The sequence below is a fragment of the Streptomyces sp. NBC_01261 genome (assembly GCF_036226385.1).
GTDB lineage: Bacteria > Actinomycetota > Actinomycetes > Streptomycetales > Streptomycetaceae > Streptomyces.
In genome coordinates this window covers 8,120,641-8,145,755 of the sequence record NZ_CP108463.1, presented here as the reverse complement: position 1 = coordinate 8,145,755, position 25,115 = coordinate 8,120,641, and the positions used below count along the sequence as shown (strand labels likewise).

21 protein-coding genes and 2 pseudogenes are annotated in these 25,115 nt (G+C 71.6%); 17 read left to right on the top strand and 6 right to left on the bottom strand.

From position 1 onward, the window contains the following. The first annotated feature begins 255 nt into the window (after positions 1-255). From OG226_RS36325 to OG226_RS36300, 6 genes and pseudogenes are all read left to right on the top strand, one after another. A complete protein-coding gene (locus OG226_RS36325) occupies positions 256-1,131 on the top strand; it encodes a glycerophosphodiester phosphodiesterase (protein WP_328684022.1) in 876 nt (291 codons plus the stop codon). Positions 1,132-1,176: 45 nt separating this feature from the next. Further along, entirely contained in the window at positions 1,177-1,731 is a 555-nt protein-coding gene (locus OG226_RS36320) for a methylated-DNA--[protein]-cysteine S-methyltransferase (protein WP_329351202.1), read from the top strand. Positions 1,732-1,814: 83 nt separating this feature from the next. Further along, a pseudogene (locus OG226_RS36315) lies at positions 1,815-3,133 on the top strand (MFS transporter). Between the two features lie 66 nt (positions 3,134-3,199). Further along, positions 3,200-4,432, top strand: a complete 1,233-nt coding sequence (fdhA, locus tag OG226_RS36310) for a formaldehyde dehydrogenase, glutathione-independent (protein WP_328684020.1) — start codon at positions 3,200-3,202, stop codon at positions 4,430-4,432. A 138-nt stretch (positions 4,433-4,570) separates the two neighbouring features. Continuing rightward, the gene (locus OG226_RS36305) at positions 4,571-5,482 is read left to right on the top strand and encodes a pseudouridine-5'-phosphate glycosidase (RefSeq protein ID WP_329351201.1); all 912 of its coding nucleotides are present in this window, start codon (positions 4,571-4,573) and stop codon (positions 5,480-5,482) included. Next, on the top strand, positions 5,479-6,393 hold the full coding sequence (locus OG226_RS36300; protein ID WP_328684018.1) for a carbohydrate kinase family protein: 915 nt from the start codon (positions 5,479-5,481) through the stop codon (positions 6,391-6,393). Before OG226_RS36305 ends, OG226_RS36300 begins: the two co-directional genes overlap by 4 nt. 628 nt (positions 6,394-7,021) lie before the next feature. Here OG226_RS36300 and OG226_RS36295 read toward each other — a convergent pair. Further along, positions 7,022-7,816 (bottom strand): methyltransferase domain-containing protein, encoded by a 795-nt coding sequence (locus OG226_RS36295; protein WP_328684017.1) that lies wholly within the window; start codon positions 7,814-7,816, stop codon positions 7,022-7,024. A gap of 282 nt (positions 7,817-8,098) precedes the next feature. Between OG226_RS36295 and corA the strand changes: the two genes are divergently transcribed. Next, on the top strand, positions 8,099-9,226 hold the full coding sequence (corA, locus tag OG226_RS36290) for a magnesium/cobalt transporter CorA (protein WP_328684016.1): 1,128 nt from the start codon (positions 8,099-8,101) through the stop codon (positions 9,224-9,226). 84 nt (positions 9,227-9,310) lie between these two features. Here corA and OG226_RS36285 read toward each other — a convergent pair whose 3' ends face one another. Together OG226_RS36285 and OG226_RS36280 are read right to left on the bottom strand one after the other, a co-directional pair. Then, positions 9,311-9,739 (bottom strand): CBS domain-containing protein, encoded by a 429-nt coding sequence (locus OG226_RS36285; protein WP_328684015.1) that lies wholly within the window; start codon positions 9,737-9,739, stop codon positions 9,311-9,313. Between the two features lie 176 nt (positions 9,740-9,915). Next, on the bottom strand, positions 9,916-10,557 hold the full coding sequence (locus tag OG226_RS36280; protein WP_328684014.1) for a uridine kinase: 642 nt from the start codon (positions 10,555-10,557) through the stop codon (positions 9,916-9,918). A gap of 150 nt (positions 10,558-10,707) precedes the next feature. On the opposite strand from OG226_RS36280, the gene OG226_RS36275 reads away from it, so the two are divergent. The 7 genes from OG226_RS36275 to OG226_RS36245 all read left to right on the top strand — a co-directional run bounded on the left by OG226_RS36275 (position 10,708) and on the right by OG226_RS36245 (position 18,439). Next, positions 10,708-11,430 carry a DUF2293 domain-containing protein gene (locus tag OG226_RS36275; protein ID WP_328684013.1) on the top strand — a complete coding sequence of 241 codons (723 nt, stop codon included), beginning with the start codon at positions 10,708-10,710 and terminating at the stop codon, positions 11,428-11,430. Positions 11,431-11,445: 15 nt separating this feature from the next. After that, positions 11,446-12,018, top strand: a complete 573-nt coding sequence (locus tag OG226_RS36270; RefSeq protein ID WP_329351200.1) for a hypothetical protein — start codon at positions 11,446-11,448, stop codon at positions 12,016-12,018. Further along, the gene (locus tag OG226_RS36265) at positions 12,015-12,494 is read left to right on the top strand and encodes an anthrone oxygenase family protein (protein ID WP_328684011.1); all 480 of its coding nucleotides are present in this window, start codon (positions 12,015-12,017) and stop codon (positions 12,492-12,494) included. The genes OG226_RS36270 and OG226_RS36265 overlap by 4 nt, the downstream gene beginning before the upstream one ends. Before the next feature lie 179 nt (positions 12,495-12,673). Beyond that, positions 12,674-14,161, top strand: coding sequence for a glutamate synthase subunit beta (locus tag OG226_RS36260; RefSeq protein ID WP_328686538.1), 1,488 nt, complete (start codon positions 12,674-12,676; stop codon positions 14,159-14,161). A 342-nt stretch (positions 14,162-14,503) separates the two neighbouring features. Beyond that, a complete protein-coding gene (locus OG226_RS36255; RefSeq protein WP_329351199.1) occupies positions 14,504-16,762 on the top strand; it encodes a PEP/pyruvate-binding domain-containing protein in 2,259 nt (752 codons plus the stop codon). Then, positions 16,759-17,679, top strand: a complete 921-nt coding sequence (locus tag OG226_RS36250; protein ID WP_329351198.1) for a hypothetical protein — start codon at positions 16,759-16,761, stop codon at positions 17,677-17,679. The genes OG226_RS36255 and OG226_RS36250 overlap by 4 nt, the downstream gene beginning before the upstream one ends. A 115-nt stretch (positions 17,680-17,794) precedes the next feature. After that, positions 17,795-18,439, top strand: a complete 645-nt coding sequence (locus tag OG226_RS36245; RefSeq protein WP_329351197.1) for a protein-tyrosine phosphatase family protein — start codon at positions 17,795-17,797, stop codon at positions 18,437-18,439. A gap of 18 nt (positions 18,440-18,457) precedes the next feature. Here OG226_RS36245 and OG226_RS36240 read toward each other — a convergent pair whose 3' ends face one another. The 3 genes from OG226_RS36240 to OG226_RS36230 all read right to left on the bottom strand — a co-directional run bounded on the left by OG226_RS36240 (position 18,458) and on the right by OG226_RS36230 (position 20,499). Next, positions 18,458-19,279 carry an SAM-dependent methyltransferase gene (locus OG226_RS36240; RefSeq protein WP_328684007.1) on the bottom strand — a complete coding sequence of 274 codons (822 nt, stop codon included), beginning with the start codon at positions 19,277-19,279 and terminating at the stop codon, positions 18,458-18,460. Between the two features lie 104 nt (positions 19,280-19,383). Beyond that, complete coding sequence (locus OG226_RS36235; protein ID WP_019060458.1) at positions 19,384-19,638, bottom strand: DUF397 domain-containing protein; 255 nt, start codon at positions 19,636-19,638, stop codon at positions 19,384-19,386. Further along, positions 19,639-20,499: a helix-turn-helix domain-containing protein gene (locus OG226_RS36230; protein WP_328684006.1), complete on the bottom strand. Its 861-nt coding sequence runs from the start codon at positions 20,497-20,499 to the stop codon at positions 19,639-19,641. A gap of 376 nt (positions 20,500-20,875) precedes the next feature. Between OG226_RS36230 and OG226_RS36225 the strand changes: the two are divergent. From OG226_RS36225 to OG226_RS36215, 3 genes and pseudogenes are all read left to right on the top strand, one after another. Beyond that, positions 20,876-21,484 (top strand): annotated as a pseudogene (locus OG226_RS36225) (ATP-binding protein); the annotation flags it as partial. A gap of 359 nt (positions 21,485-21,843) precedes the next feature. Beyond that, on the top strand, positions 21,844-22,287 hold the full coding sequence (locus OG226_RS36220) for a hypothetical protein (RefSeq protein WP_327404868.1): 444 nt from the start codon (positions 21,844-21,846) through the stop codon (positions 22,285-22,287). Between the two features lie 1,013 nt (positions 22,288-23,300). Continuing rightward, positions 23,301-25,112, top strand: coding sequence for an ABC transporter ATP-binding protein (locus tag OG226_RS36215; protein WP_329353616.1), 1,812 nt, complete (start codon positions 23,301-23,303; stop codon positions 25,110-25,112). The last annotated feature ends 3 nt before the right edge of the window (positions 25,113-25,115 follow it).

Genomic DNA, 25,115 nt, shown 5'->3' with positions numbered 1-25,115 from the left:
TCCATTCCGGAATTCCTGAAACGCGCCCAGCCCCAGGACCGCCGGAACGGTCAGGGTCGACGCAGAGAGTATGACCCCCACCGGAATGGTCGAACGATTTTCCGGCAAAGAAACACGGCCCTGACCCAGTTGTGCGGCACCGGTGAGCGGACTTGGGCAACACCATTCATTCTGTGTCCATCCTGTACCCCACGGGTAGTGACGTTCCGCTGTCATCCTTGAGCTGTATGTGATCGCTCGATGCGAGGAGTACGCATGCACCTGCGCGCAGTTGCCGCCTCGACCACCGCGCTCCTGGGGGCCGCCGCCCTTCTGCTCCCCTCCCCCGCCGCCCGGGCCGGCGACGCCACCGAGTGGCCGACGGTCGTGGCCCACCGGGGCGCGTCCTCCTATGCGCCCGAAAACACGCTGGCCTCCATCGACAAGGCGGCCCAGCTCGGCTTCCAGTGGGTCGAGAACGATGTCCAGCGCACCAAGGACGGCGAACTCGTCGTCATTCACGACGACAGCCTGAAGCGCACCACGGATGTCCAGAAGGTGTTCCCAGATCGAGCTCCCTGGAAGGTGAAGGACTTCACCGCCGCCGAGATCGGACGCCTCGACGCGGGAAGCTGGTTCGGTCCCGCGTTCACAGGCACGCGCGTGCCCACGCTCACGCAGTACATGCGCGAGGTGGAGCACAACCACGAGAGCCTGCTCCTGGAGATCAAGAACCCGGAGCTGTATCCCGGGATCGAGCAGCAGACCCTCAAGCTCCTGGGCAACGAGGGATGGCTGGACCAGGGGCACCTCGACGGCCGGCTGATCGTGCAGAGCTTCAGCGCGGACAGCATCCGCATCGTGCACGACCTGAAGCCCGCCATCAGGACCGCCTTCCTCGGCACGCCCCCCGTGTCCGCCCTGCAGAGCTACGCCGCCTACACCGACCTGATCAACCCGTCGTACGGCTCGATCTCCCTCGGCTACGTCTCCGCCGTGCACGGGCACACGGGCCCGCACGGCCGTCCGATGGAGGTGTACGCGTGGACGGTCGACGACGCGCCCACGGCGTGGAAGGTCGCCGGGTACGGCGTGGACGGGCTCATCACGAACAAGCCGGACGTGGTGCGGTCCGCGCTGAACGGGTTCTGAGGCCGCTCGCGGGGCGTTGTCAGTGCCGGGTCGTACGGTGGGCGCATGGACAGCCATGGGCAGAACGAGCAGCAGATCGTGTGGACCGTCGTCGGCACCGGCATCGGTCCCCTGCTGCTGGCCGCGACGCGGGACGGCCTGGTCAACGTCGTCTTCCACGCCACGGACGCGGTGCGCGACAAGACCCTCGACCGACTGGCGACCCGGCTGGGCACCGAGCCGGTCGAGGCGCCCGACTCCCCCTTGCTGGCCGAGGCGATACGTCAGATCGAGGCCTACTTCGCCGGTGACCGGCGCGACTTCGAGCTGCCGCTCGACTGGTCCCTGATCTCCGGCTTCAACCGGCAGGTGCTGCGCGAGCTGGCGTCCGGCGTGCGGTACGGCTCGGTGGTCGGGTACGGCGATCTGGCCGGGCGGGTCGGGCAGCCGCTCGCGGCCCAGGCGGTGGGGGTGGCGATGGGGTCCAATCCGCTGCCGATTGTCGTGCCGTGTCATCGGGTCGTCGAGAGCGACGGCGGCATCGGCGGGTTCGGGGGCGGCCTGGAGACGAAGAGGAAGCTGCTGGCACTGGAGGGGGTGCTGCCCGAGCCGTTGTTCTGAGGGTTCGGGCGGACCGGGAATTCGGGGGGTGCTGTGCTGGTGAGGACCGGCTTCACACGCGCGTGCGGCGACGACGGTATCGGGTGTTCGCCGTGACCGGCGTCGTGGGGCGGGGCGCGGTGCCCGTCGCGGCCGACCAACTGCCCGCGCTGCGGGCCGGGTGTCCGGGGTGCTGATCACGACCCAGATCCTGGGCGGGCTCGGCGTCGCCACCGGGATCGCGCTGGCCGCCGTACTGGCCAAGCAGGTCAGTGGGACCGAGTCGCTGTCCGGGCTGGCGCCCACGGCGACCGTGACGGGGACGGCGGTGCTGTCGATGCCGTTCGCGGCGTTGATGACGGCGCGTGGCCGGCGTCCGGGTCTGGTCCTCGGGTATCTGGTCGGGGCGCTGGGAGCCGGGGTCGTGGTGCTCGCGGCGAGCATCGGGAGCTTTCCGCTGCTGCTGTGCGGCATGGCCGGGTTCGGGGCGGCCTCGTCGGCGAATCTGCAGTCCCGGTTCGCGGCCGCCGATCTGGCCGAGCCGGAGCAGCGGGCCCGGGCCATCTCCCATGTCGTGTGGGCGACGACCATAGGGGCGGTCCTCGGACCCAACATCGCCGCGCCCGCGGGCCGTAGCGTCTCGGGGCTCGGGATACCCGCGGCGGCCGGCCCCTTCCTGTGGGCGGGCGGGATCTTCCTCATCGCCGCGGTCGTGGTCGCCGTACTGCTGCGGCCCGATCCGTTGTTGACGGCGCGGGCGCTCGCGCCGGACGAGGACCGGTCGGCCGCCGCGCGGTCGCTGCGGGCCGGGTTCGCGGCGGTGGCGGCCTCGCCGCGGGCGCGGCTGGCGCTGGTGACGGTGGCCGTGTCGCACACGGCGATGGTGTCGGTGATGGCGATGACACCGGTCGAGTTGGGGCACCACGGGGCGAGCATCGATCTGGTCGGGCTGGTGATCAGCGGGCACATCGCGGGGATGTACGCGTTCTCGCCGCTGATGGGGAGGCTGTCCGACCGGGTCGGGCGGCTGTCCGGGATAGGGCTCGCGGTGGGGCTGCTGGCCTGTGCCGCGTTCCTCGCCGGTACGGCGGGCGGGAGTCACGGGCGGATCGCGCTGGGGCTGTTCGTGCTGGGCCTGGGCTGGTCGGCGGGGCTCGTCTCCGGCTCGGCGCTGCTCACGGACTCGGTGCCGCAGCCCGCGCGTGCCGCCGCGCAGGGCCTGTCCGACCTCACGATGAACACCTCGGCGGGCATCGGCGGAGCGGTGGCCGGGCTGGTGGTCGCGGAAGCGAGTTACGGCTGGCTGAACCTCACCGCCGCCTGCCTGCTGATACCCCTGGCCGCGCTGGCCCTGTTGACCCGCTCCCGAAAGATCCCGGTTTCCGATGGCCCGCGAAGGGTGGCCGGGAGGCCGAGCCGGTAGCAGACTCCGCCGTGCGCACAGCCACTGGCATCCGGGGGATCGGAGCCGAAGGGACGGCGAACACGCATGAGTGGAAGCGGAAACAGGGCAGTCGCGTATCTCAAGCCGGGAGCGGTCGACGTCAGGACCATCGACTACCCGACGCTTGAACTGCAGGACGGGCCGGGAGTCGCCCCCGCCAACGTCGGCCGAAAGGTCCGGCACGGGGTGATCCTGAAGGTGCTCGCCAGCAACATCTGTGGCAGCGACCAGCACATGGTGCGCGGTCGGACGACCGCGCCCGAGGGGCTGGTCCTCGGACACGAGATCACCGGAGAGGTCGTCGAACGGGGTCCGGACGTCGAGTTCATCGACGTGGGCGACATCGTCTCCGTACCGTTCAACATCGCCTGCGGGCGGTGCCGCAACTGCAAGGAACGCAAGACCGGCATCTGCCTGAACGTCAACCCGGCCCGCCCCGGGGCGGCTTACGGCTATGTCGACATGGGCGGCTGGGTCGGCGGTCAGGCCGAGTACGCCATGGTCCCGTACGCGGACTTCAACCTGTTGAGGTTCCCGGACCGGGACGAGGCACGCGAGAAACTGCTCGATCTGACCATGCTGTCGGACATCTTCCCGACCGGTTTCCACGGCGCGGTCAGCGCGGGCGCCGGGGTCGGGTCCACGGTGTACGTCGCCGGGGCGGGTCCGGTCGGGCTGGCCGCGGCAGCGTCGGCACAGCTCCTGGGCGCCGCGGTCGTCATCGTCGGCGACCTGAACGCCGAACGCCTGGGCCAGGCAAGGAGTTTCGGCTGCGAGACCGTCGACGTCTCGCGCGGCGACATCGGCGAGCAGATCGCCGAGATCCTCGGCGAGCCCGAGGTGGACGCCGCGGTCGACGCGGTCGGCTTCGAGGCACGGGCGCACGGCCCGGACGCCCCGGAGGCACCCGCGACGGTCCTCAACTCGCTGATGGGCGTCACGCGCGCGGGCGGTGCCCTGGGCATTCCTGGGCTGTACGTCACCGCCGACCCCGGTGGGGTCGACGAGGACGCGAAGAGCGGCACCCTGAAGGTGCGGCTCGGGCTCGGCTGGGCCAAGAGCCACGCCTTCACGACCGGTCAGTGCCCGGTGATGACGTACCACCGGAGTCTGATGATGGCGATCCTGCACGGGCGCGTGCACATCGCCAAGGCTGTCAACGCGACCCCGATCGCGCTGGAGGACGCGCCGCGCGGCTACGCCGAGTTCGACCAGGGCGCCAGCCGCAAGTACGTGCTCGACCCGCACGGGACGCTGGCGGGCGTGAGCCCGGTCTGACGCACGGAAAGTGGGGGCCACGCACGCGTGGCCCCCTTTTTCCACGTCGACCGCTGGTGGTGTCCCCCACAGTCCGCGAGGGTTTGACCAGGCCCGGCACCCGCCAGGGATGAGGGAAGACCGAACGACAGGAGGCGCGTGGTGCTGGTGGTGTCCGAGGAAGTACGCGAGGCGATCGACGCGCGTCGACCCGTAGTGGCCCTGGAGTCGACGATCATCGCGCACGGGCTGCCGCGCCCGCGCAATCTGCAGGTCGCGCTGGAGCTGGAGACGGCGGTACGGCAGGAAGGTGCCGTACCGGCGACGATCGCCGTGCTGGACGGGCGGCCCCATGTCGGCCTGGACAAGGAGCAGTTGGAGCGGGTCGCCAACGAGGACGGGATCCGCAAGCTGGGCCACCGTGACCTGCCGCTCGCGGTGGCGGCCGGGGCCAGCGGGGCGACCACGGTGTCGGCGACGGCGCTGCTGGCGGCGCGGGCGGGCATCCGCGTGTTCGCTACCGGGGGGCTCGGCGGGGTGCACCGGGAGTGGACGGTGACCCAGGACGAGTCCGCCGACCTGGGGCTGCTGGCGTCCACCAGGATCACGGTGGTGTGCGCGGGCGTGAAGTCGATCCTGGACGTTCCGGCGACCCTGCAGCGCCTGGAGACGCTGGGCGTGGCGGTCGCCGGATACGGCACGGACCGCTTCCCGGGCTTCTACCTCTCCGACTCCGGCTATCCGGTGGACTGGACGCTGGAGACCCCGCAGCAGGTCGCGGCCGTGATGCGGGCGCAGGACGCGCTGGACGCCCCGGAGTCGACGCTGATCGTCGCCAACCCAGTCCCCGAGGAAGAGCAGTTGGATCCCGGGCTGCACGCGCGCGTGCTCGCCGACGCGCTGCACGCGTGCGAGGCGGAGGGCGTCACCGGGCAGGCGGTCACCCCGTTCCTGCTCGGCTACCTGGTGGAGCACACCGACGGCGCCTCCCTGACCGCCAACCTGGCGGCCGTGCGCGGCAACGTTCGGCTGGCGGGGCGGATCGCGGCGGCCTGGGCCGAGGAGTCGTGACGACCGAGGCGAACGGCGCCCTCCTGGTCGTCGGGGACGTCGTCACGGACGTCGTCGCCCGACACCGGGGACCGCTCGCCCCGGGCACCGACACCGCCGCCGCGATCCGCACCGTGCCGGGCGGTGCGGGCGCCAACGTGGCCTGCTGGGCGGCCCATTGGGGCTGTACGGACGTACGGCTGCTCGGTCGGGTGGGTGCGGACTCGGCGGCCTGGCACGAGCGGGAGTTGGTCGCCTCCGGGGTGCGGCCCCGGCTCGTGGTCGATCCGGAGGCTGCGACCGCGACGGTGATCTGTCTGGTCGACACGGGGGCTTCGGCCGAGCGGACGCTCGTCACCGACAGTGGAGCGGCTCTACGGCTCGGTCCCGAGGACTGGTCGGACTCGTTGCTGGACGGTGTCGTACGGCTGCATCTGTCGGGCTATCTGCTGTTCTCCGAGCCGGGCCGGGCGTTGGCGGACGTGGCGGTGGAGTCGGCACGCGCGCGTGGGGTGCCGGTGAGTCTGGATCCGGCGTCGGCGGGGTTCCTGGTGGAACTGGGCGTCGACCGCTTCCTGACGCTCGTCGAGGGGGTCGACGTCCTACTGCCGAGCCGTGACGAAGCGTGCCTGCTCACGGGGTTGCCCGACCCGGCGGACGCGGCGGCCAAGCTGAGCCGCCATGTCCCCCTGGTGGTCACTAAGCAGGGCGCCGAGGGAGCCCTGGTCGCCCGCTCCGGCACAGTCCACGCACGCGTACCGGCCGAGCCGGCTGTTCCCGTGGACACCACGGGCGCGGGGGATGCGTTTACGGGGGCGTTCCTCGCGACGCTGCTGACGGGCGCCGAACCGGAGAAGGCCGCGCGGGAGGGGTGCCGGGCGGGGGCTCGGGCGGTGGAACTGGTGGGAGGGCGACCGCCTGGGCGGGGATGAGCGCTGGGTGCTCGCGTCGGGTTGTGGTCGGCGGAGCTGAGGCTGTCGACCGGTCAAGGGGCTGGGCGGCAGGGACAGCGGCGATCCAGTCAACGGCGTTCGATGCAAGGCCAGTTGGGGATCTCCCAGCGATGTCGGGCGGAGGGGCGGCGGTACGGGGCTGACGACCGCCGGTGTCGGACGGCGGGCCCGCTTGCACCGGGCGGATGCTCGTGGAGCCGGGCAAACGGCTGCCTCGGCCGGGGACGCCTGCGGTCCCGGAACAAACAGCAGCCCCTGCCGCGCAGGCGACGACAGGGCCGAGCGGAAGGCCCCCCGAGCCGGACGAGCAGCGGTAAGGGCCCGGCCTCCGGCACCCCGTCACCCTCGCCGTTGAAGTCACCGGCCGCGCACGCCGGAACGACCGGAGACACGTGCCGGGCCGACCATGAACGTGCGTCGAACCCCTGACGACCGGCGTTGAACTCACCGACGGCCGAGCCGACACCCAGCACTGCCAACCCCAGCACCGACTACCTGGGTGCTCACTGCCCCGGTGCTCACTGCCCCCCAGCACCGGCAGCGCGGCACCGCACCTGAAGCAGCCGCCGCCTCCCCCGCCCACCCGGCGCCAACTCCCGCCCCCCGCCTACGCCTTCCTGCCCCAGGCCGAGATCATCGGCGCCGTAGCCAGATCCATCGTGCCGGAGGCGACATTGGCCAGGTGGCGGTCGATGTCCTCGTTCGTGGCCAGGCCCGCGCTGACGAGTTGGTCGCGGATCTGGCGGACCGTGGCGGACTCCAGCGCGGCGCAGGCCGGTGAGGTGACCGGGAAATACGCGTCGGCCTCCACCCGGCGCAGGCCGGCCTCGCGGAGCAGGCGCGGGAGTCGGCGGCCGTAGGAGAGGTCGGCGCCGCGGTCGGCCAGGAGCTTGCGGAAGCCGTGCCGGAGGCGGTTCGCGAGTTGTTGCTCGGGGCCGTGTTCTTCGGGGCAGAGCAGGGGCTGGAGGGCGGGGTCGGCGTCCTCGATCAGGAGTCGGCCGCCGGAGCGCAGGGACTTGATCATCGAGTGCAACGCCCGTTCCCGGTCCGGGACATGGACGAGGACGAGCCGGGCGTGCACGAGGTCGAAGCCCTCCCCGGGCGGTTCCTCGGCGCCCACATCATGGACGCGCACCTCGATCGGTGGGCGGGCTGCCGAGGCGACCTGGGACGTGTCGATGTCGGTCGCCACGACCTTCCCCGTCGGGCCGACCTTCTTGGCCAGCCAGGACACCACCGAGTTGCCGCCCACGCCGACCTCCCAGACGCGCCAGCCGGGTCCGACGCCGAACCCCTCCAGGTGCCGGAACGTCGTGGGGTCGAAGAGCGTGGCGAAGGCGTCGAAGCGCTGTCCCGCCTCGGACTGCCGGTTGTCGAGGAGATACCCGTCGGATCGCGTCATGCCGCGATCATCCCAGTTGCCCCGCTTGTCGGAAGGGGGCGACGCTCCGGTTGTCGAGAGGGGCGGAGCTCCGGTTCCGGCGCGGGCGAAGCCCGGCCCATCGCACCCTTGTCGCGACCGCGCACCGGTTCGTCCACAGTGCGTCCACGGCTTCGTCCACAGCCGGGAACAAAGCGGAGGATTCCGTTCCCACAGGCTTGCCCGCGACTCACGTCGGCCTGGCAAACTGGCTCGCCAAGGCGCAGAAATGCGATGCGAGGGGATCCACGCAAGGAGATCCGGATGTCCATGGCAGGGAATCTTCGGAAGGTCACGGGCCTGGGCAGGGTCGGCGGCCTCCGCAAGGTGGCACGGCTGGCCCGGCGGCGCCCGCGGGTCGACCTGAGCCACCACGCCCGGTCACCGCTGGGCTCCTCGGTGGTGAAGTGCGTCACGTACCACGACGGCGCCCGCGTCCCCGTCGCCGGCGATCTGGTGGACACCGTCGAGCGGGTGCGCAAGAAGGAGGACGGCTTCGTCTGGCTCGGCCTGCACGAGCCGACGAACGAGGAGTTCGCGGGCATCGCCGAGCTCTTCGACCTGCACCCGCTGGCGGTCGAGGACGCGATCGAGGCGCATCAGCGCCCGAAGGTGGAGCGCTACGGCGAGACGCTGTTCGCCGTGTTCAAGACGGTCTGCTACGTCGAGCACGAGAAACTGACCGCGACGAGCGAGGTCGTGGACACCGGCGAGATCATGGTGTTCGTCGGCGCCGACTTCGTGATCACCGTGCGACACGGGCGGCACGGCTCACTGGGGCCGCTGCGCGAGGAGTTGGAGTCGAACCCACGGCAGCTCGCGAAGGGACCGGCCGCGGTGCTGCACGCGATCGCGGACCACGTGGTCGACGACTACCTGAGCGTCACGGACTCGGTGCAGGCGGACATCGACCAGGTCGAGACGGACGTGTTCGCGGAGAACGGCGCGCGGGCCGACCCCGGCCGTATCTACCAACTCAAGCGTGAACTCCTGGAGTTGAAGCGGGCGGTCGTCCCCCTCAGCCGCCCGCTGGAGGAGCTCGCCACCCGGCCGATGCGGGTGATCGGACCGGAGATACAGGCCTACTTCCGGGACGTCTCCGACCATCTGCTGCGCGCGAAGGAGCAGATCGCGTCCTTCGACGAACTGCTCAACTCGATTCTGCAGGCGCACCTCGCCCAGGTGACGGTCGCGCAGAACGAGGACATGCGGAAGATCACGGCGTGGGCCGCGGTGATCGCCGTACCGACGATGGTGTGCGGTGTGTACGGCATGAACTTCGACCACATGCCGGAGCTGCACTGGCGGTTCGGCTATCCCCTGGTCATCGGCGTGATAACCGTGGCGTGTCTGGTGCTGTACCGGGGCTTCCGGCGCAACGGCTGGCTGTGACGGCAGCCGCTGAACCGGAAACGGTCCGGCGGACCAGCGCCCGGAAACGGTCCGGCAGTTCAGCTCCCGGGACCGCCCGGCGGTTCAACGCATGCCGCTCCGGGCGTAGACGCTCTCGACCCAGCCGGCGAGCTGTTCCTCCGTCAGATGCTGGGCCAGGTCGGCCTCGCTGATCATGCCGACGAGGCGTTTGTTCTCGATGACGGGGAGCCGGCGGATCTGGTGTCCCTGCATCTCCTGGAGCACCTCGCCGACATCGGCGCCGGAGTCGATCCAGCGGGGTGTGCCCTGGGCCATCTCGCCGGCGGTGATCTTGGCCGGGTCGTGGCCCATCGCCACACAGCCGACGACGATGTCCCGGTCGGTGAGGATGCCGCAGAGCCGTTCGTTCGCGTCGCTGATGGGCAGGGCTCCGACGCCCAGTTCGCGCATCAGCTGGGCGGCGCGGTCCAGGGTTTCATGGGCGGGGATCCACTGGGCGCCCCGGTGCATGATGTCTCCGGCGGTGGTCATGAAGTACCTCCCGGTGCCGGACGGCCGGCGCGGCACAGAACGTTCCGCTAGTCCCGGCGCCCTACATTCTCGCCGCGCGGCCGGGGGAACGCACCCGGACGGTCACGACTTCCGGTGTGCCGGACTCGGTGAATCCGCGCCACCCCGGGTCCCACGGGACTCACCGAGTCCGTGGCTCAGCCGTTCCACGCCGGGTGACGCGGGTCGTCGGCCCGCACCAGGACGTCCGCCGTGCCGGCCGGGTCGGTCTCGTCCTCGTAGCGCTCGAAGGCGGGGAGGGTCCAGTGCTCGGGCTCGGGGGTACGGCGGCGCAGGGCGCCCGTCGAGAGGAGGACGTGGACGGTCAGATCAAAAGGAAACCAGTGCCGAAGGAGGAGCGGGCCGTGCAGCAACAGGACGGCACCGGGCGGGAGTTGGACGTAGGGGCTGCGGGTGGCACGGTCGGCGACCGGGTCCCACAGGTCGGGCAGGACGCGGCCGTCGCCGTCCGGTTCGAGCGGGCCGAAGACCTCGCGCCACAGGGCACGGGTGTCGAACCAGCCGTCGTAGTACGCCTCGACGTCCTGGCGCCCGTACTCCAGACGCAGCGAGGCCGGGCGCAGAAACCCCTCGGTGCCCACGACGAGCGAGGAGCGTCCGCGTACGCGCAGCGCCTCCGAGACGCGCTCGGCGAGGTCGCCGGGGTGACCCGCCGGGGCGCCGTCGAAGGCGACACGCGGCCAGGGGCTGCCGTCGGCCGGCTTCAGGTCGAGCAGACGCTCGGCGAGGAGGTCGCCGAGCCGGTCCCAGGTGATCGCTTCCAGTCGCACAGGGCCCATGATGCGGCAGGCGTCGATCAGGATGCGTCGGGCCGGCGGCACCGACGGGCCGCGAGGAGGTGCGGGAGGTGAGTCTCGCTCCAGGCGCGGGCGGCGGGAGAAGCAGGAGAGAGGCGCGCAGCGGGCGGGAATGCTCCCCCTATGGCTCGCATGGCTGACATAGGTCGTACGGCATCGCTCGCGACCCCACCGACCCGTAAGGGACCGCTCGTTGTTCAACCGCGCAGGAAGCGGCACTGTGCCGGGTGTCGTCGGGGGCCGTTGGCGTTGCTGGTCGTCGAGGGTGGGGTGCCGCGGTGTCTCGACTGTGTGGATCTCGGGCATCTGGTGTTCCTGCCGCGCGGCGACACGGCGTTGACGCGCAGGGCGCGGGAGGAGAGTGGGCTGTCGGCGGTGGTGGTGCGGTTCGACCGGCGCCGGGGCCGGTACGAGCGGCAGGGCGTTCTCGTAGAGGAGGCGGGGCTGGCGCGGGCCGAGGAGCGGTGTCTCGCGGACGCGGAGGCGCGACGGCGGCGCCGGGCGCGGGACGCGGTGCGGCGGGCCGCGGAGGACGTGCGGTTCACGGAGGCGTTCGCGGCGGAGATACGACGCCTGTTTCCCGGTTGCCCCGAGACGCGGGCCCGGGCCGTCGCCACGCATGCCTCGGCGCGGGGCAGTGGACGGGTGGGGCGGAGTGCGGCGGGGCGGGCGTTGTCCGAGGGCGCGGTGGTCTCGGCGGTGGCGGCTTCCGTACGGCATGTGGACACGCCCTACGACCAGTTGCTGATGAGTGGGGTGCCGCGACATGAGGCGCGGCGGCGGATCTCGGTGGGGGTGGAGGGGGTTCTACGGGGGTGGCGGGAGGGCGGGGTCCAAACGGAGATGAGGGAGTAGGCGGAGGAGGTGGGGGTGGAAGGGGTGGGGGTGGAGGCGGAGGCAGGTGTCCGGGCGAACGCGGAGGCCGGGCGAACGCGGAGGCCAGGCGAACGCGGAGGCCGGGCGAGGAGGTCGGCGGGGAACCCGGTTGCCCAGCACGCGGTCGTCACCTCAGAGGAGGGCGTCGCCAGCCCGAAGGGCACCATCACCAGCCCGGAGCACGCCGTCACCCGCCCGATGGGTGTCGTCACCCGCCCGATGGGTGTCGTCACCCGCCCGATGGGTGTCGTCACCCGCCCGATGGGTGTCGTCACCGGCCCGGAGTCTGACTTCACCGGCCCCGAGTCTGCCTTCACCGGCCCCGAGTCTGCCTTCACCGGCCCCGAGGGCATCGCCGCCGGCCAGAGGGGCTCCATCACCGACCCGGCGCGTGCCGTCGCCGGACCGGAGGGCACCGTCACCGACCCCGAGAGGCCTCGTGGACGGACGCGTATGCCCCGGCGATTCTCGGCCATGGTGACCCGGTCAGGGGCGGGGTTGACTTGTCCCGGTGGTCGGTGGTGGGCAGGATCTCGGGTCTACGGGCGGGAGTTGATGTCGGCATGATCGGTGAACCGTATGTGACGCTGACGGTTCTGGGGGTGCTCGTGACCGGCGTGATGGCCGGGGTGTTCTGTGCCTTCTCCGTGCTGGTCATGCGGGGACTGGCCGGGTTGCCGCCCGCGCAGGGGGTCGCGGCGATGAACGCGATCAACACGGCGGCGATGACGCCGGCCTTCATGCTGCTGTTCGCCGGTTCCGCGGTGGTGTGCGCGGTGATCGCGGTGGTGACGTTCGTGCTGTGGCCGGATCAGGGGACCGTGGAGTTGCTGCTGGGGAGCGCGCTGTATCTGTTCGGCGCGTTCGGGCTGACCCTCGTCGCGAACGTGCCCCGCAACGAGGCGCTGCTGAAGCTGGACCCGGGGACGCCGGAGGCCGCCGCGTACTGGCCGTCGTACGTACGCGAGTGGACGATGTGGAATCACGTCCGCGCGATCGCCTCGGCCGCCGCCGCGCTGGTGTACATGCTGGCTCTCACCTGAGAGAAACCGCATGATCACCTGAGCGCGAGCTGGTGAGGGCCCGCAGGGCCGCCCGCGGGACCGGGGGAGAAAGCCGTCTCGCCCCACTCTGCGCGCCCGGCCCATGGGCCTTATCGTGGCTGAAAGAGTGCCGCCCGATGACGCACGGCCTGTCGTACGCGGACGCGAGGAAGACGGCCATGGCCGATCCCAAGGGTTTTATGACCACTCGGCGCGAGGAGTGGCCCCGCCGGCCCGTCGCGGAGCGGGTGCGGGACTGGGACGAGGTGTATGTCCCGGGCGCGCTGCTGCCGATCGTCACGAAGCAGGCCGACCGGTGCATGGACTGCGGTGTCCCGTTCTGCCACGACGCCTGCCCGCTCGGCAATCTGATCCCCGAGTGGAACGATCTGGTCAGCCGGGACGACTGGCGCGCGGCGGCCGACCGACTGCACGCCACCAACAACTTCCCCGAGTTCACCGGGCGGTTGTGCCCGGCACCGTGCGAGGCGGGGTGTGTGCTCGCCATCAACCAGCCCGCCGTCACCATCAAGAACGTCGAGGTGGCCATCGCCGACCGCGCCTGGAGCGACGGTTTCGCGCCACCTCGGCCACCGGACCGGCTGTCGGGGCGGACCGTCGCGGTGATCGGCTCCGGGCCCACCGGACTCGCCGCGGCCCAGCAGTTGACGCGGGCCGGGCACACGGTCGCCGTGTACGAGCGGGACGACCGGCTCGGCGGCCTGATGCGGTACGGCATCCCCGAGTTCAAGATGGAGAAACGGCACCTGGAAAGACGCCTTGAGCAGATGCGGGCCGAGGGCACCAAGTTCCGTACCTCGACGACGGTCGGGCGCGACATCGGGGCGGCCGAACTGCGGGCGCGCTACGACTCGGTGGTGATCGCCACGGGAGCCACGGCGTGGCGTGAACTGGCCGTACCGGGGCGGGAGTTGACCGGCATCCACCAGGCGATGGAGTACCTGCCGCTGGCCAACCGGGTGTGCGAGGGCGACTTGGCGGCCTCTCCCCTGTCCGCCGCCGGGAAGCATGTCGTGATCGTCGGCGGCGGCGACACCGGGGCGGACTGCCTCGGCACCGCGGTGCGTGAAGGGGCCGCGTCCGTCACGCAGTTGGACATCTACGCCCAGCCGGACGCCGAGCGCGACGAGGACGCGGAGCCGTGGCCGACGTATCCGAAGATCTACCGGCTCTCGGCCGCGCACGAGGAGGCTCGGGACCTGGGAACGGCTCCGGCGGCGGACGCGGACGCGCGGCTGTTCGCGGCGTCGACGCTCCACTTCGAGGGGGACGGAGACGGGCACGTGCGGTCCCTGCACCTGGTCGAAGTCGACGCGCAGCGGCGGCCGTTGGACGGTTCCGGGCGCAGCCTGCCCGCCGATCTCGTGCTGCTCGCCCTCGGGTTCTCCGGGCCCGACCGGGAGGACGGGCTCATCGACCAACTGAGGCTGGCGATGGCGCCGCGCGGCACGATCACCCGGGACGCGGACTTCGCGACGAGTACGCGCGGGGTGTTCGTCGCGGGGGACGCGGCGCGCGGGCAGTCGCTGATCGTATGGGCGATCGCGGAGGGACGGGCGGTGGCGGCGGCCGTCGACCGCTACCTGACGGGGAGTTCCCAACTCCCGGCGCCCATCGGGCCGTACGACCGCCCGATGACCGTGTGAGACAGCGGAGGCAGCCGAGGCAGAGGTCGGGACATCTCTGCTGCCGGATGAGCACGCGTACGTCCGTCCTCGCTCCTGGGGATGAGGCGGGGCGTACTGCGCCGGTACGAGGAGCCGGGCGGGTTCTCCTCCCGGCTCACGAAATCGTCCGGTGGCGGGCGGGAAAGTGGCTTCCGGCCGACCTGTAGGCCAACGGCGGTGGGATCATCGGCGTAGGAGGCGAGTCGTGGTCGGCCCGGAGTGGGGTCGGGCGCGGCGGCGCCCCCATCCTTCGTTCCGTCGTCAGGCGCGGGGCCACCCCCGCGCGTCCCCCCTGTTGGCGGTCGGTCCTGGAGGGTGTTGATGACGACGCTCGACGAACGTCATGGCGAGGACGCGCGGGAGGCGGCGGGGGCGTACCGCCCGGACGCCGCCGTCCCCCTCGACCAACTCACGGCGATACAGCCCCTGTTCGCCGGTTCCAAGGCGGCGAACCTCGCCCGCGCGGCCCGGGCCGGACTGCCCGTGCTTTCCGGGTTCGTGATCCCCGAGGGCGCGGGCGACGACCCCGCCGCCCTGCGCCGCGCCTGGCGGGACCTCTCCGACTCCGGCGCGCGGCCCCTCGTCGTACGGTCCTCCTCGCCGCAGGAGGACACCGAACAGTCGTCCCTGGCGGGGCAGTTCGCTTCCGTGCTCGATGTGCGCGGGTGGTCCGACTTCTGTACGGCCGTGCGGACCGTGCTCGATTCGGCACACCGGCCCGACGGGTCCAGCGCGCCGATGGCGGTGCTGGTGCAGCCGATGCTGACGGCGCGGGTCGGCGGGGTGATGTTCGGTGCCGACCCCGTCGAGGGGCGTGCCGACCGGATGCTGGTGAGTGCGGTCCGCGGCGGTCCGGACAGCCTGGTCAGCGGTGAACAGGCGGGCACCAACTACTGGTTGAGCCGTCGAGGCCGACTGCTCCGCACCGAGCCGCCGACCGCCGACTCGCTGCTCACCCCCTCCGAACTACGGCGGCTGGCCCGGCTCGCGCGCCGGGCACGGCAGGTGTTCGGGGGGCCGCAGGACATCGAGTTCGGGTTCGCCCGGGACGAAGTCAGGGCCGAGGTCGGGGGCGGGCACCACAACACAGTCGGGGGCGAGCGGCTGTGGTTGTTCCAGAGCCGACCGATCACCGCCATGGCCGCACGGCCGACGCGTGGGGCACGGCTGCTCGGGCCTGGACCGGTCGCGGAGACGCTGCCGAGCCAACTCCAGCCGCTGGAGGAAGACTTGTGGGTCACACCGATGGCCCGTGGGCTGACCGCCGCACTCGACATCGCGGGCAGCGCGCCGCGTCGGCTGCTGCGGACGGTGCCGGTCGTCACGACGGTCGGCGGATGGGCCGCGGCCGATCTACGGCTGCTCGGCGCGGCCCCGCCCAGGCGCCGGTGGCTCGCCCTCCTCAACCCGGCGCCGGGAGCACGGCGGCTCGGCGCGGCCTGGCGGGTCGGCCGACTCACCGCGGCGCTGCCCGGGTTGGCCGCGGACCTCGTGGCGGACATCGACCGCCGACTCGCTCAGGTCCCGGCCCCCGGCGAACTCCCCGGCCCCGACCTGGCCGCCCAACTCCGCTGGACTCGCGGCGCCTTGGTCTCCCTGCACGCTCAAGAGGCCCTCGCGGGCGCCCTGTTGCACGAGCCGCCCAGGTCCCGTACGGCAGCGGGCGCGGCCCTGACCGCCCTCGCGGAGACGCGGTCCCTGGGCATCCCGGACGAGCAGGCAGCCACCGTAGCGCCGACCGTGCTGGCGCTCACGGCACCGAACCTGCGGGGGCGCGGACGCTGGCCGCGGGGCATCCACGCAGACTCGGTACCGGGTTCCGCGTTCACGTCGGCCCCTGACACCAACGACCCCTCACCCTCACCCTCAATTTCCCCCTCCCCCTCTCCTTCGCCGACACCCACGCCCACGCCCACAAGCCACCACTCCCCCACCCCCCTCACCGCCGCCCGCACTCCCGCCCTCCCCCCAAGAGAATCCCTCCGCCTCCGCATCCGCTGGGTCCAGGAGCTACAGGTACGGCTCGTGCGAGAGGCCGCGCACCGGCTCGGCTTGGCCACCGCAGACCGCGCAGGGCTGCTGCGCTGGCCGGAGTTGGCCGCCGTACTCGATGGCGAACCCCTGCCCGGTGATCTCCACGCGCGCGTGCCGCAGGCCGAGTCGCCGCCGTTGCCGGACGCCTTCCGACTGACGGCGGAGGGCACGGTGGTCGCCGAACGCACCGGCACCGACGGCAAGGGCGACGACGACGGCCGGGGAGTGTCCGGCGGGCGGGCCGTCGGGACCGTCTGGGACGGGACCGGGCCACGCCCCTCCGACGCCGTGCTCGTCGTCCGCACCCTCGACCCCGCGCTCGCCCCGCTCCTCCCCGAACTCACCGCGCTGGTCGCCCAGACCGGCAGCCCGTTGTCCCATCTCGCGCTGCTGGCACGGGAGTTCGGTTTGCCCACCGTGGTCGGCGCGACCGACGCCGTACAGCGCTTCCCGCCCGGTTCGCGCGTCGCCGTCGACGGCACCACCGGTGAGGTACGGACGGGAGAGGTACGGACGGGCGACGAACGGACAGGGGACGGCCGATGAGGCGGATCGCGTACGTCTTCGGGAGCCTGGCCGCCGCCGGAGCGGGGACCTATCTCATCGTCTACCTGTACCGCTGGCAGTGGCAGCGCGCCATCCTGTGCGGAATCCTGCTGCTGGTCGTCGAAGTCATGCTGCTCGGCATCGTGTTGCTCGCCCGGCTCACCCGGATCGAGGAACGGGTGAAGGAAAGCGACGCCAGGCAACGAGAGTTGACGTCACGTCAGAAAGACGTGCTGGCCCGGCTGCGACAGGGGTCCGTCGAGCGCGAGGGCGCCCGCTTCCGCTGGTTGGAGGAGGACACCGCCGACCGTACGTACGTCTTCGTGCCCGTCCTCATGGTCACCGGGGTGCTGCTGTCCGGGCTGGCCTGGGTGGTCCAGCGGATCGCCACCGCGACCGGGCGCCCGGCCGAACGGCGCCTCGCGGGACGCCTCGCCGTCCTCGCGGCCCCCGAACCAGGCGCGCTGGTGGGCGAGTTGGAGGACCGGCCCGCGCTGGGCCGGCGTTCCAGGGGCCGCGTCGCCCGCACGGCCGTCGTCGGTGTCGTCGGAGCCGCGCTGCTCGCCGCGCTGGTCGTCGGGCTCGCCGATCTCACCCAGACCCGGGAGCAGAGCGCGAGCGGCTCCGAGGCGACCTCGGTGCTCGTCCAAGTCGACGTGCGGGGCGGGGACATGACCGCCGAACGGCAGGCGCTCGCCGCCCAACAGGTCTGGGAGCGCTGCCGGGACTCCACCTCCGTGCCGCTGAACCACGCCACGCTCGGCAGCCTCGGCGACGGCATGTTCGCCGGGGTCGTACGGCCCGCGCTCGCCGAACACGACCGTATGCGGCTGCGCGGCTGTCTGGAGGACGCGGCCCTCGACCGCGCCCACCTCACGGTGATGGGCATGGGCGACACGGACGCGGACGACGACTGACCCCACACGCAATCCGGACGTACGATGCCAAGGCGCCCCCGTCCCCGAGCACCCCGGGTCGCCCATGGCAACCGTTCTCGCACCTTCGCCCCAACTCCGCCTGCCCAGACGCGCGATGAGGCTGATTCTCGCCGTCGCCCTCGGCTATGTCGCCCTGTGGGCCACCGGCGCGCTGGGCATCCTCGCGTTGTCGTACTGGGCGCGCGAGGAGACCCCGGCGCCTCCGGGTACCCGTGCCGTGCAGGGCATCCACCACTTCCAACCCGTCGACACCGACGGGAAGTTGTGGCGGGGTGCCGCTCCCTCGCCCGGCGGTTACCGGGAGTTGGCCCGCCTCGGCTTCACCACGGTCGTGGATCTGCGGGCGGAGGACCTGAGCGCGGCGCGGCTCGCCGAACCGGGCAGGGCCGGGCTGGACGTCGTACGGCTGCCCATTCGGGACGGGCAGACGCCAACTCCGGCGCAGGTGGGGCGGTTTCTCGATGTCGTAGCGTCGGCGGGCGGGCCGGTGTTCGTGCACTGCGGTGCGGGGGTGGGTCGGACGGGGACGATGGCGGCGGCGTATCTCGTGCGGACCGGGGAGGCGTCGTCGGCGCGGGCGGTCCGGCGGAATCTCGCCGTCGGACCGCCGTCGATCGAGCAGATCTACTACGCGCTGAGCCTCGGTACGGGCCCGGGCCGGCTGGAGCAACCGCCGTTGCCGGTGGTCGCCGTCAGCCGGCTGGTGGACGCGCCACGACGCATGCTCTCGTGGTTCTGAAACAGCACGCCAAGGACCTCAGGGTTTGCGGCCCACCGCCCCGTAGCCGGGAATCGTGCCGTCGTCCTGGCCCGGTACCGGTTCGCCCAGTTCAGGATGCCACCGGTCGACCACCGCCACCCCCGGCTCGACCAGGTCGAGGCCGGCGAAGAAGCGTGCGAAGCCGGTGCGGGAGCGGAGGGCCACGGTGCTGCCCGCCGCCGTGAGCTGCTCGACCGCCGCCGTCGACTCCTCCGAGGTGAAGTCGGCGGTGGCGTGGGTCATCATCAGGTAGCTGCCGGTGGGGAGTTGGGACAGCAGGCCGTCGACCAGCTCGTGCGCGCCGTCCTCGTCGGGGACGAGGTGCAGCAGCGCGACGAGGGACAGGGCGACGGGCCGGGTGAGGTCGAGGACCTGCCGAGCGCCCTCGATGATCACGTCCGGCTCGCGCACGTCGGCCCGCAGATACTCGGTCGCACCCTGGGGTGTGCCGTGCAGCAGGGCCGCCGCATGAGCCGGCGCGACCGGGTCGTTGTCGCAGTAGACGACACGCGCCTCGGGCGCGACGGCCTGCGCGACCCGGTGCAGGTTCGGCTCGGTCGGGATGCCGGTGCCGATGTCCAGGAACTGCCGTACGCCGTGCTCGGTGAGCCAGCGGGTGGCCCGGTGTGCGAACGCGCGGTTGACACGTGCCATGACCGGCACCCTCGGGTCGAGGGCGAGCATCTGGCGGCCCATCTCCGCGTCGACGGGGTAGTTGTCCTTGCCGCCGAGGTACCAGTCGTAGATGCGGGCCGGGTGGGGTCTGCTGGTGTCGATCTCGACGGTCTCGTCGATCCTGTCGGTGGGCCGCACGGTCATGGCGTGCTCCATAAGGTCGTACAGAGGATGGTGCGGCGATATGTGATCAAGTCAGTACCAAAATAAGGAGGTTCGGTAAGGAAAAAGCATTCAGCACGGGTCCGTCAGGAGAGCAGGAAATCAGCCTCGCCCGCCTTCGCCCCCTCGATGAAGGCCGTCATCTCGTCGGTCGTGTAGATCAGGGCCGGCCCGTCCGGGTCGGTGGACTGGCGGACGGCGATCCGGCCGTCGGCGAGCTTCATCGCCTCCAGGCAGTTGCCGCCGTTGCCGCCGCTCCACGGCTTGTGCCAGCCTTCGCTTCCCAAGTCCCGCGCGGGCATACCGTTGTAGACGCTCATACGCGGCTTGATGCGATCCATTCACAGCTCCTTGCGGAGATCCTTGAGGATCTCCTTCGTGCGATGTGCCGTAGCGGCCTGCGCCGCCATGCGGTCCATGACCTCAAGGTGGGTCCCCACCTCTTCGCGCGAGTCCAGATAGACGGCGCCGGTCAGGTACTCGCTGTAGACCATGTCCGGCAGTTCTGACATGGCAAATCGGAACAGCACGAAGGGCCCGTACGTGCCCGGGTGCGGCCCCGAGGAGAACGGGGCGACCTGCAGGGTCACGTTGGGCAGCTTCGTGGCGTCGAGCAGTTTGTCGATCTGGGCACGCATCACCTCGGGGCCGCCGACCGGGCGGCGCAGGGCGGTCTCGTCCATGACGGCCCAGAAGCGGGGCGCGTCGGGACGGGTGAGCAGGCCCTGGCGCTGCATGCGCAGATCGACGTGGCGCTCGATGTCGTCGGGCTCGGTCTGGCCGATGGCACCGGACTTCAGCACCCCGCGCGCGTAGTCCTCGGTCTGCAGCAGTCCGGGCACGAAGTGCGGTTCGTACGACCTGATGAGCGCGGCTGCGCCCTCCAGGCTGACGTGCATCGAGAACCAGCCGGGCAGGATGTCGTGGAAGCGCTGCCACCAGCCGGGCCGGTTGGCCTCCTCGGCGAGCTGGACGAAGGCCTCGGCCTCCTCGTCGGAGACGCCGTAGGACTTCAGGAGGAGCTGGAGGTACGGGATCTTGAGGGAGACCTCCGCCATCTCCATGCGGCGGACCGTGGCGGGAGCGACGCGGAGGACGCGGGCGGCCTCCTCGCGCTTGAGTCCCGCGCGTTCCCGCAGGTCCAGCAGGCGCCGGCCGAGGACGACCTGGCCGACCGTCGGTGCGGACCGCGGCTCGCTCACGCTCCACCTCCACGAATGAGTGATGAGTCCTGACAGCTGGGTACCGGGTACTGACTTCAGTGCCGAGCAATGGGTCTTGAGTGCCGAGCAATGGCTTGAGTACTGACAGCGCATGCGTCCGTACAGTCCGTCGAGAGGGTTCTCACGGACCTACGAACCGATCCCGGCCCGACGTACCGATCCCGGCGAACCGAATCCTGACAGGCCTGCGGCGCCATTCGAAGACTCATTCGAAGATCGGGACAGACCTCCGGAGATTCCAACTGGCGCCGCGCGACTTTCTGTTGCGAGCAGTGTGCCACGACCGTCCAGACCGTCATACGGCACTCTGCATTTTTCATAGTGACACTTGCCAAGTGTTCACGGCGGGGCGATAGTGGCAAGCGTGATTCCGTCCGCGCCCTTAGGAACAGACGCCGCCGCAGGCCGCCTCGGTCTCGGTGCCGCCGCGGGAGCCGTCCCTGGTGGGACCGCTGCTGAGCGCCGGTTCCGGTTCGAGCTGGCCGCACATCCGGGTTCCCCGGCCCAGGCGAGACGCCTGACGCGGGCCCGGCTGTCCGGCTGGTCCGTCTGCGAGGACACCTGCGACACGGCGGTACTGGTCGTCTCCGAGCTGGTCACCAACGCGATCGTGCACACCGCGAGCAGCCACATAGTCTGCGAGCTGCACGATGGCGACGACCTGGTGCGGATAGCCGTCCGTGACGAGGGCTGCGCTCCTGGTGAGCCTCGCCCGTCGCCGCGGCGGCCTGATGAGGAGCACGGGAGGGGACTGCTTCTCATCGACGGGCTCTGCCGGGCCTGGGGCGCCCAGGAACACGGACCCGGCCTGCTGGTCTGGGCCCACCTGCCGCGGCAGGCGGACCCGGCGCACGGCCACCACCCGGTCCCCGGCCACGACAGTTCCGTACCGCTCAACGACCTGGGTTGGGGCGCACGACCCAAGCCGGGTCCGTCGGGCGGTTCGGGCGACGAGGACGAGGCGACGGCACACTTCGGGACCTTCGAGGATCTGGGCGTATTTCCGGGGCGGGGGCATGGGGGTGCCTCCGGCAGCGGGCATGGGGGTGCCGGCGACTTCGGAAGTCCGGATCTCGGCGGCTTCGGGGGCCGGGAGCACGAAACCGGAAGCGGCCCTGCTCGTGGTGGGGCCGGCTCCGGTACGCGGGGCCGGGAGGGCGCGGGCCACTTCGGGGGCCTCGGTCAGGAGACCACGGGTCTCTTCAGGGGCCGGGGACACCAGGACGCCGGCGACCTCCCGGACTCCGCGGAGACCGGGGAATCCGCGGATTCCGGCGGGTTCAGGGAATCCGGTGGACTCGGGGACTTCGGTACGGGGGTCGCATGGGTGTGAGCGGCGGGTCTCGTCCCGGCCAGGTGCTCAGTCTCGACACGCTGGTCCGTCTGGGGCGTGCGCTGCACGGTCCCGGTGCGCCCAGGAGACTGGCCGTTCCCGAGGGCATGACGGCTCCGCTCGGCTGCGACGCCGTGGCGGTGCCCGCGCGTTTCGGACCGCTGGTTCTGCCCCGGCTGCCGCGCGTCGGTTGTGTCTACGCCGACGAAGCGCACTGGTGGTGGATCGTTCCGTCCGACTCTGACTACGCGCTGGACTGGCCTGCGCCGGCGCGGTACACGACCGGGGCGCTGGTTCCGGACTCGCCTCGCGCGCCGGGTCTCATTCACAAGCCGGACGGGAAGCTGCCGTATACGCCGCCGATTCCGTTGTACCTGGCGGTGTGTCGGGTTACGGGGACTACGCCTTCTTGGTCGCGGCCCATCAGCGCGTAGCGCTCCGCGGGTTGAGCGGATTTTTCTGCGGGTCCGGTGGGGGTTGATCTCGCTGTTCCCCGGGGTGTGTGGTTTTAGGCTGCGGGTCCGGTGGGGGCTGGTCGCGTAGTTCCTCGGGGTGGGCGGTTTTGTCTGGGGGCCGGTGGGCTCGACGCGCAGTTTCCCGGGGTGGATGGTTTTTGTCTGCGGGCCCGGTGGGGCTGGTCGCGTAGTTCCCTGGGGTGGATCGTTTTTGTCTGCGGGCCCGGTGGGGGCTGGTCGCGTGGTTCCCCGGGGTGGGCGGTTTTGTCTGCGGGCCAGTGGGTTGGTCGCGTGGTTCCCCGGGGTGGATCGTTTTTGTCTGCGGGTCCGGTGGGGGCTGGTCGCGCAGTTCCTCGCGCCCCTTTTGGGCGCGTTGCGCCCGGCTGTCGGGCCAGTGGGCGTTTTCCCGGTGCGCCTGCACGTCCGCGCCGCACATCGACAGGGGTCCGCCCTGCTCTCGACGAGCGCCACCCCTCCTCGCGCACAGTCACGCGGCGCAGCCACACACCAACACAGCCCCGCCTCGCATTCAACGGGCGGCGCCCCTCACCGCACCCGCCCGCGCGGCGCAGCCACACACCAACACAGCCCCGCCACGCATTCAACGGGCGGCGCCCCTCACCGCACCCACCCGCGCGGCGCAGCCACACACCAACACAGCCCCGCCACGCATTCAACGGGCGGCGCCCCTCACCGCACCCACCCGCGCGGCGGAGCCGCATATTGGTACGGCGCCGGCGCTCCGGCTTCCCGGCGTACGCCCGCGCGTCCCCGCCCCGCCTCCCCGCGCTCTCCCCCGCACCCCTCCCACCCCGCGATAGTGGCCGTTCGTCCACGATCGGGGGAGGTCGGCGGTGGGGAGCAAGGGTCAGGGGGAGTCGGGGCCGGGGGAGGCGTCCGCTTCGGAGCGGCTGCTCTTTGGTGGGCCCTTGCGGTATGACACGGGGTGGAGTCAGCACAACGACGCGTTCCTGGAGCTGAGTTTCCGGTCCATGGTGACGCGGTTGCCGGCGATGCTGCGGTCGAGTTTCCGGCTGGCGTGGCAGGCCGATCCGCGGGCCGCGCGGGTCGTGCTGGGCGCCGAGGCGTGCCGGGGCGCCACGCAGGCGGTGAGTCTGCTCGCGGTCAACAGCGTGCTGGGGCGGCTGATCACCGGCGGTGCCATCGCGGACCGGCTGCGCGGTGCCGTCCCCGCGCTGGTGACGATGGCCGCGGTGATGCTGGTGGGCGCGCTGCTGCGGGCCGCGTCGACGTACGCGACCGGGCGGCTCGAACCGAAGGTGGAACGCGTCGCCACCGAGCTGTATCTGGAGCGGGCGGCGGCCGTGGAGCTGGCCGCGATCGAGGACCACGCGTTCCACAAGCTGCTGGACACCGCGCAGTACGGCGCCATGTCGGCCCGCCGCATGATCTCGTACGCGACGAACGTCATGAACGCGCTGATCTCGCTGATCGCGGCGGCGGGCGTGCTGACCGTACTGCACCCGGCGCTGCTCCCGCTGCTGGCGACGATGACGCTGCCGAGCGCGTGGGGCGCGCTGACGAACGCGCGGCGCCACTACGAGTCGTTCCACACCTGGGTGCAGCACGTCCGCGCCGGCCGCCTCATCGGTTCACTGCTCACCGAGCCGGAGGCGGCCCCGGAGATCCGCGTGCACGGCGTCGGGCCGTTCCTGCTGCACCACTTCCACGAGATGTCGGAGAGCGCGGAGGCGGAACAGGCCCGGCTGGCCCGGCTCACGGCCCGCACGGGGCTGATCGCGGCGACCTGGACGGGCCTCGCGACGGCGGCGACGTACGCGACGCTGGGCGGGCTGCTGCTGTCCGGGGCGATGGCGCTCTCGGTGGCGGGTACGGCGGTGATCGCGATCCGCACCGGTTCCGCGAGCCTGGACACGCTCGTGCTGGCGGTGAACCAGCTGCACGAGGAGGCCCTGTTCGTGGGCGATCTGCAGAAGCTGTACGAGGAGGCGACCGGGTGGGCGATCCCGGTCGGCGGGGCGGCGCTGCCCGAGGAGCCGCGGGAGATCCGCTTCGAGAACGTCACGTTCAGCTATCCGGGCGAGACCACCCACCCCGCGCTCGACGATGTCTCCCTAGCCCTCCCGCTCGGCCGGATCATCGCGCTGGTCGGCGAGAACGGCTCCGGCAAGACGACCCTGGTGAAGCTGCTGGCCGGGCTGTACCGGCCGGACCGGGGCCGGATCCTGTGGGACGGCGTCGACGCGGCGGGCGCCGACCGGCAGCAACTGGCGGACCGGATCGCGATGGTGGCGCAGAACTTCAAGCGCTGGCCGTTCACCGCCCGCGTCAACGTGGCCGTCGGGCGGTCCGGGGCGCCGCTCACCGACGAGCGGGTGGCGGACGCGGTCGCCGAGGCCGGTGCGCAGGACGTGGTCGCGGATCTGCCGCGCGGTCTGGACACGTTGCTGGCCCGGAACTTCAGCGGCGGGCACGAGCTGTCGGGCGGTCAGTGGCAGCGGCTGGGGATCGCGCGGGCCGCCTACCGCCGGGGCCGCATCCTGATCGTGGACGAGCCGACGGCGGCCCTCGACGCCCGGGCCGAGCTGGAGGTCTTCGAGAAGATCCGCGCCCTGGCCGGCACCGGGCAGACGGTCGTGCTGATCACGCACCGGCTGGCGTCCGTACGCCACGCGGATCTGGTCCATGTCCTGGATCAGGGGCGGCTGGTGGAGTCGGGGACGCCCGACGAGCTGCTCGCGAGCGGCGGGGTGTACGCGGAGCTGTACGCGCTCCAGGCGGACCAGTTCACGGTGAAGGTGCCCGCCCCGAAGGCGGGCTGATCT

Excerpts from the sequence above, each read along its gene's own strand:
- OG226_RS36240 (WP_328684007.1), bottom strand. The coding sequence starts at position 19,279 with ATGACCGTGCGGCCCACCGACAGGATCGACGAGACCGTCGAGATCGAC.
- corA (WP_328684016.1), top strand. The coding sequence starts at position 8,099 with ATGTCCATGGCAGGGAATCTTCGGAAGGTCACGGGCCTGGGCAGGGTC.
- OG226_RS36245 (WP_329351197.1), top strand. The coding sequence starts at position 17,795 with ATGAGGCTGATTCTCGCCGTCGCCCTCGGCTATGTCGCCCTGTGGGCC.
- OG226_RS36215 (WP_329353616.1), top strand. The coding sequence starts at position 23,301 with ATGGTGACGCGGTTGCCGGCGATGCTGCGGTCGAGTTTCCGGCTGGCG.
- OG226_RS36250 (WP_329351198.1), top strand. The coding sequence starts at position 16,759 with ATGAGGCGGATCGCGTACGTCTTCGGGAGCCTGGCCGCCGCCGGAGCG.
- OG226_RS36280 (WP_328684014.1), bottom strand. The coding sequence starts at position 10,557 with ATGGGCCCTGTGCGACTGGAAGCGATCACCTGGGACCGGCTCGGCGAC.
- OG226_RS36255 (WP_329351199.1), top strand. The coding sequence starts at position 14,504 with ATGACGACGCTCGACGAACGTCATGGCGAGGACGCGCGGGAGGCGGCG.
- OG226_RS36235 (WP_019060458.1), bottom strand. The coding sequence starts at position 19,638 with ATGGATCGCATCAAGCCGCGTATGAGCGTCTACAACGGTATGCCCGCG.
- OG226_RS36295 (WP_328684017.1), bottom strand. The coding sequence starts at position 7,816 with ATGACGCGATCCGACGGGTATCTCCTCGACAACCGGCAGTCCGAGGCG.
- OG226_RS36325 (WP_328684022.1), top strand. The coding sequence starts at position 256 with ATGCACCTGCGCGCAGTTGCCGCCTCGACCACCGCGCTCCTGGGGGCC.
- OG226_RS36220 (WP_327404868.1), top strand. The coding sequence starts at position 21,844 with ATGGGTGTGAGCGGCGGGTCTCGTCCCGGCCAGGTGCTCAGTCTCGAC.
- OG226_RS36275 (WP_328684013.1), top strand. The coding sequence starts at position 10,708 with ATGGCTGACATAGGTCGTACGGCATCGCTCGCGACCCCACCGACCCGT.
- OG226_RS36285 (WP_328684015.1), bottom strand. The coding sequence starts at position 9,739 with ATGACCACCGCCGGAGACATCATGCACCGGGGCGCCCAGTGGATCCCC.
- OG226_RS36320 (WP_329351202.1), top strand. The coding sequence starts at position 1,177 with ATGGACAGCCATGGGCAGAACGAGCAGCAGATCGTGTGGACCGTCGTC.
- OG226_RS36260 (WP_328686538.1), top strand. The coding sequence starts at position 12,674 with ATGGCCGATCCCAAGGGTTTTATGACCACTCGGCGCGAGGAGTGGCCC.
- OG226_RS36265 (WP_328684011.1), top strand. The coding sequence starts at position 12,015 with ATGATCGGTGAACCGTATGTGACGCTGACGGTTCTGGGGGTGCTCGTG.
- fdhA (WP_328684020.1), top strand. The coding sequence starts at position 3,200 with ATGAGTGGAAGCGGAAACAGGGCAGTCGCGTATCTCAAGCCGGGAGCG.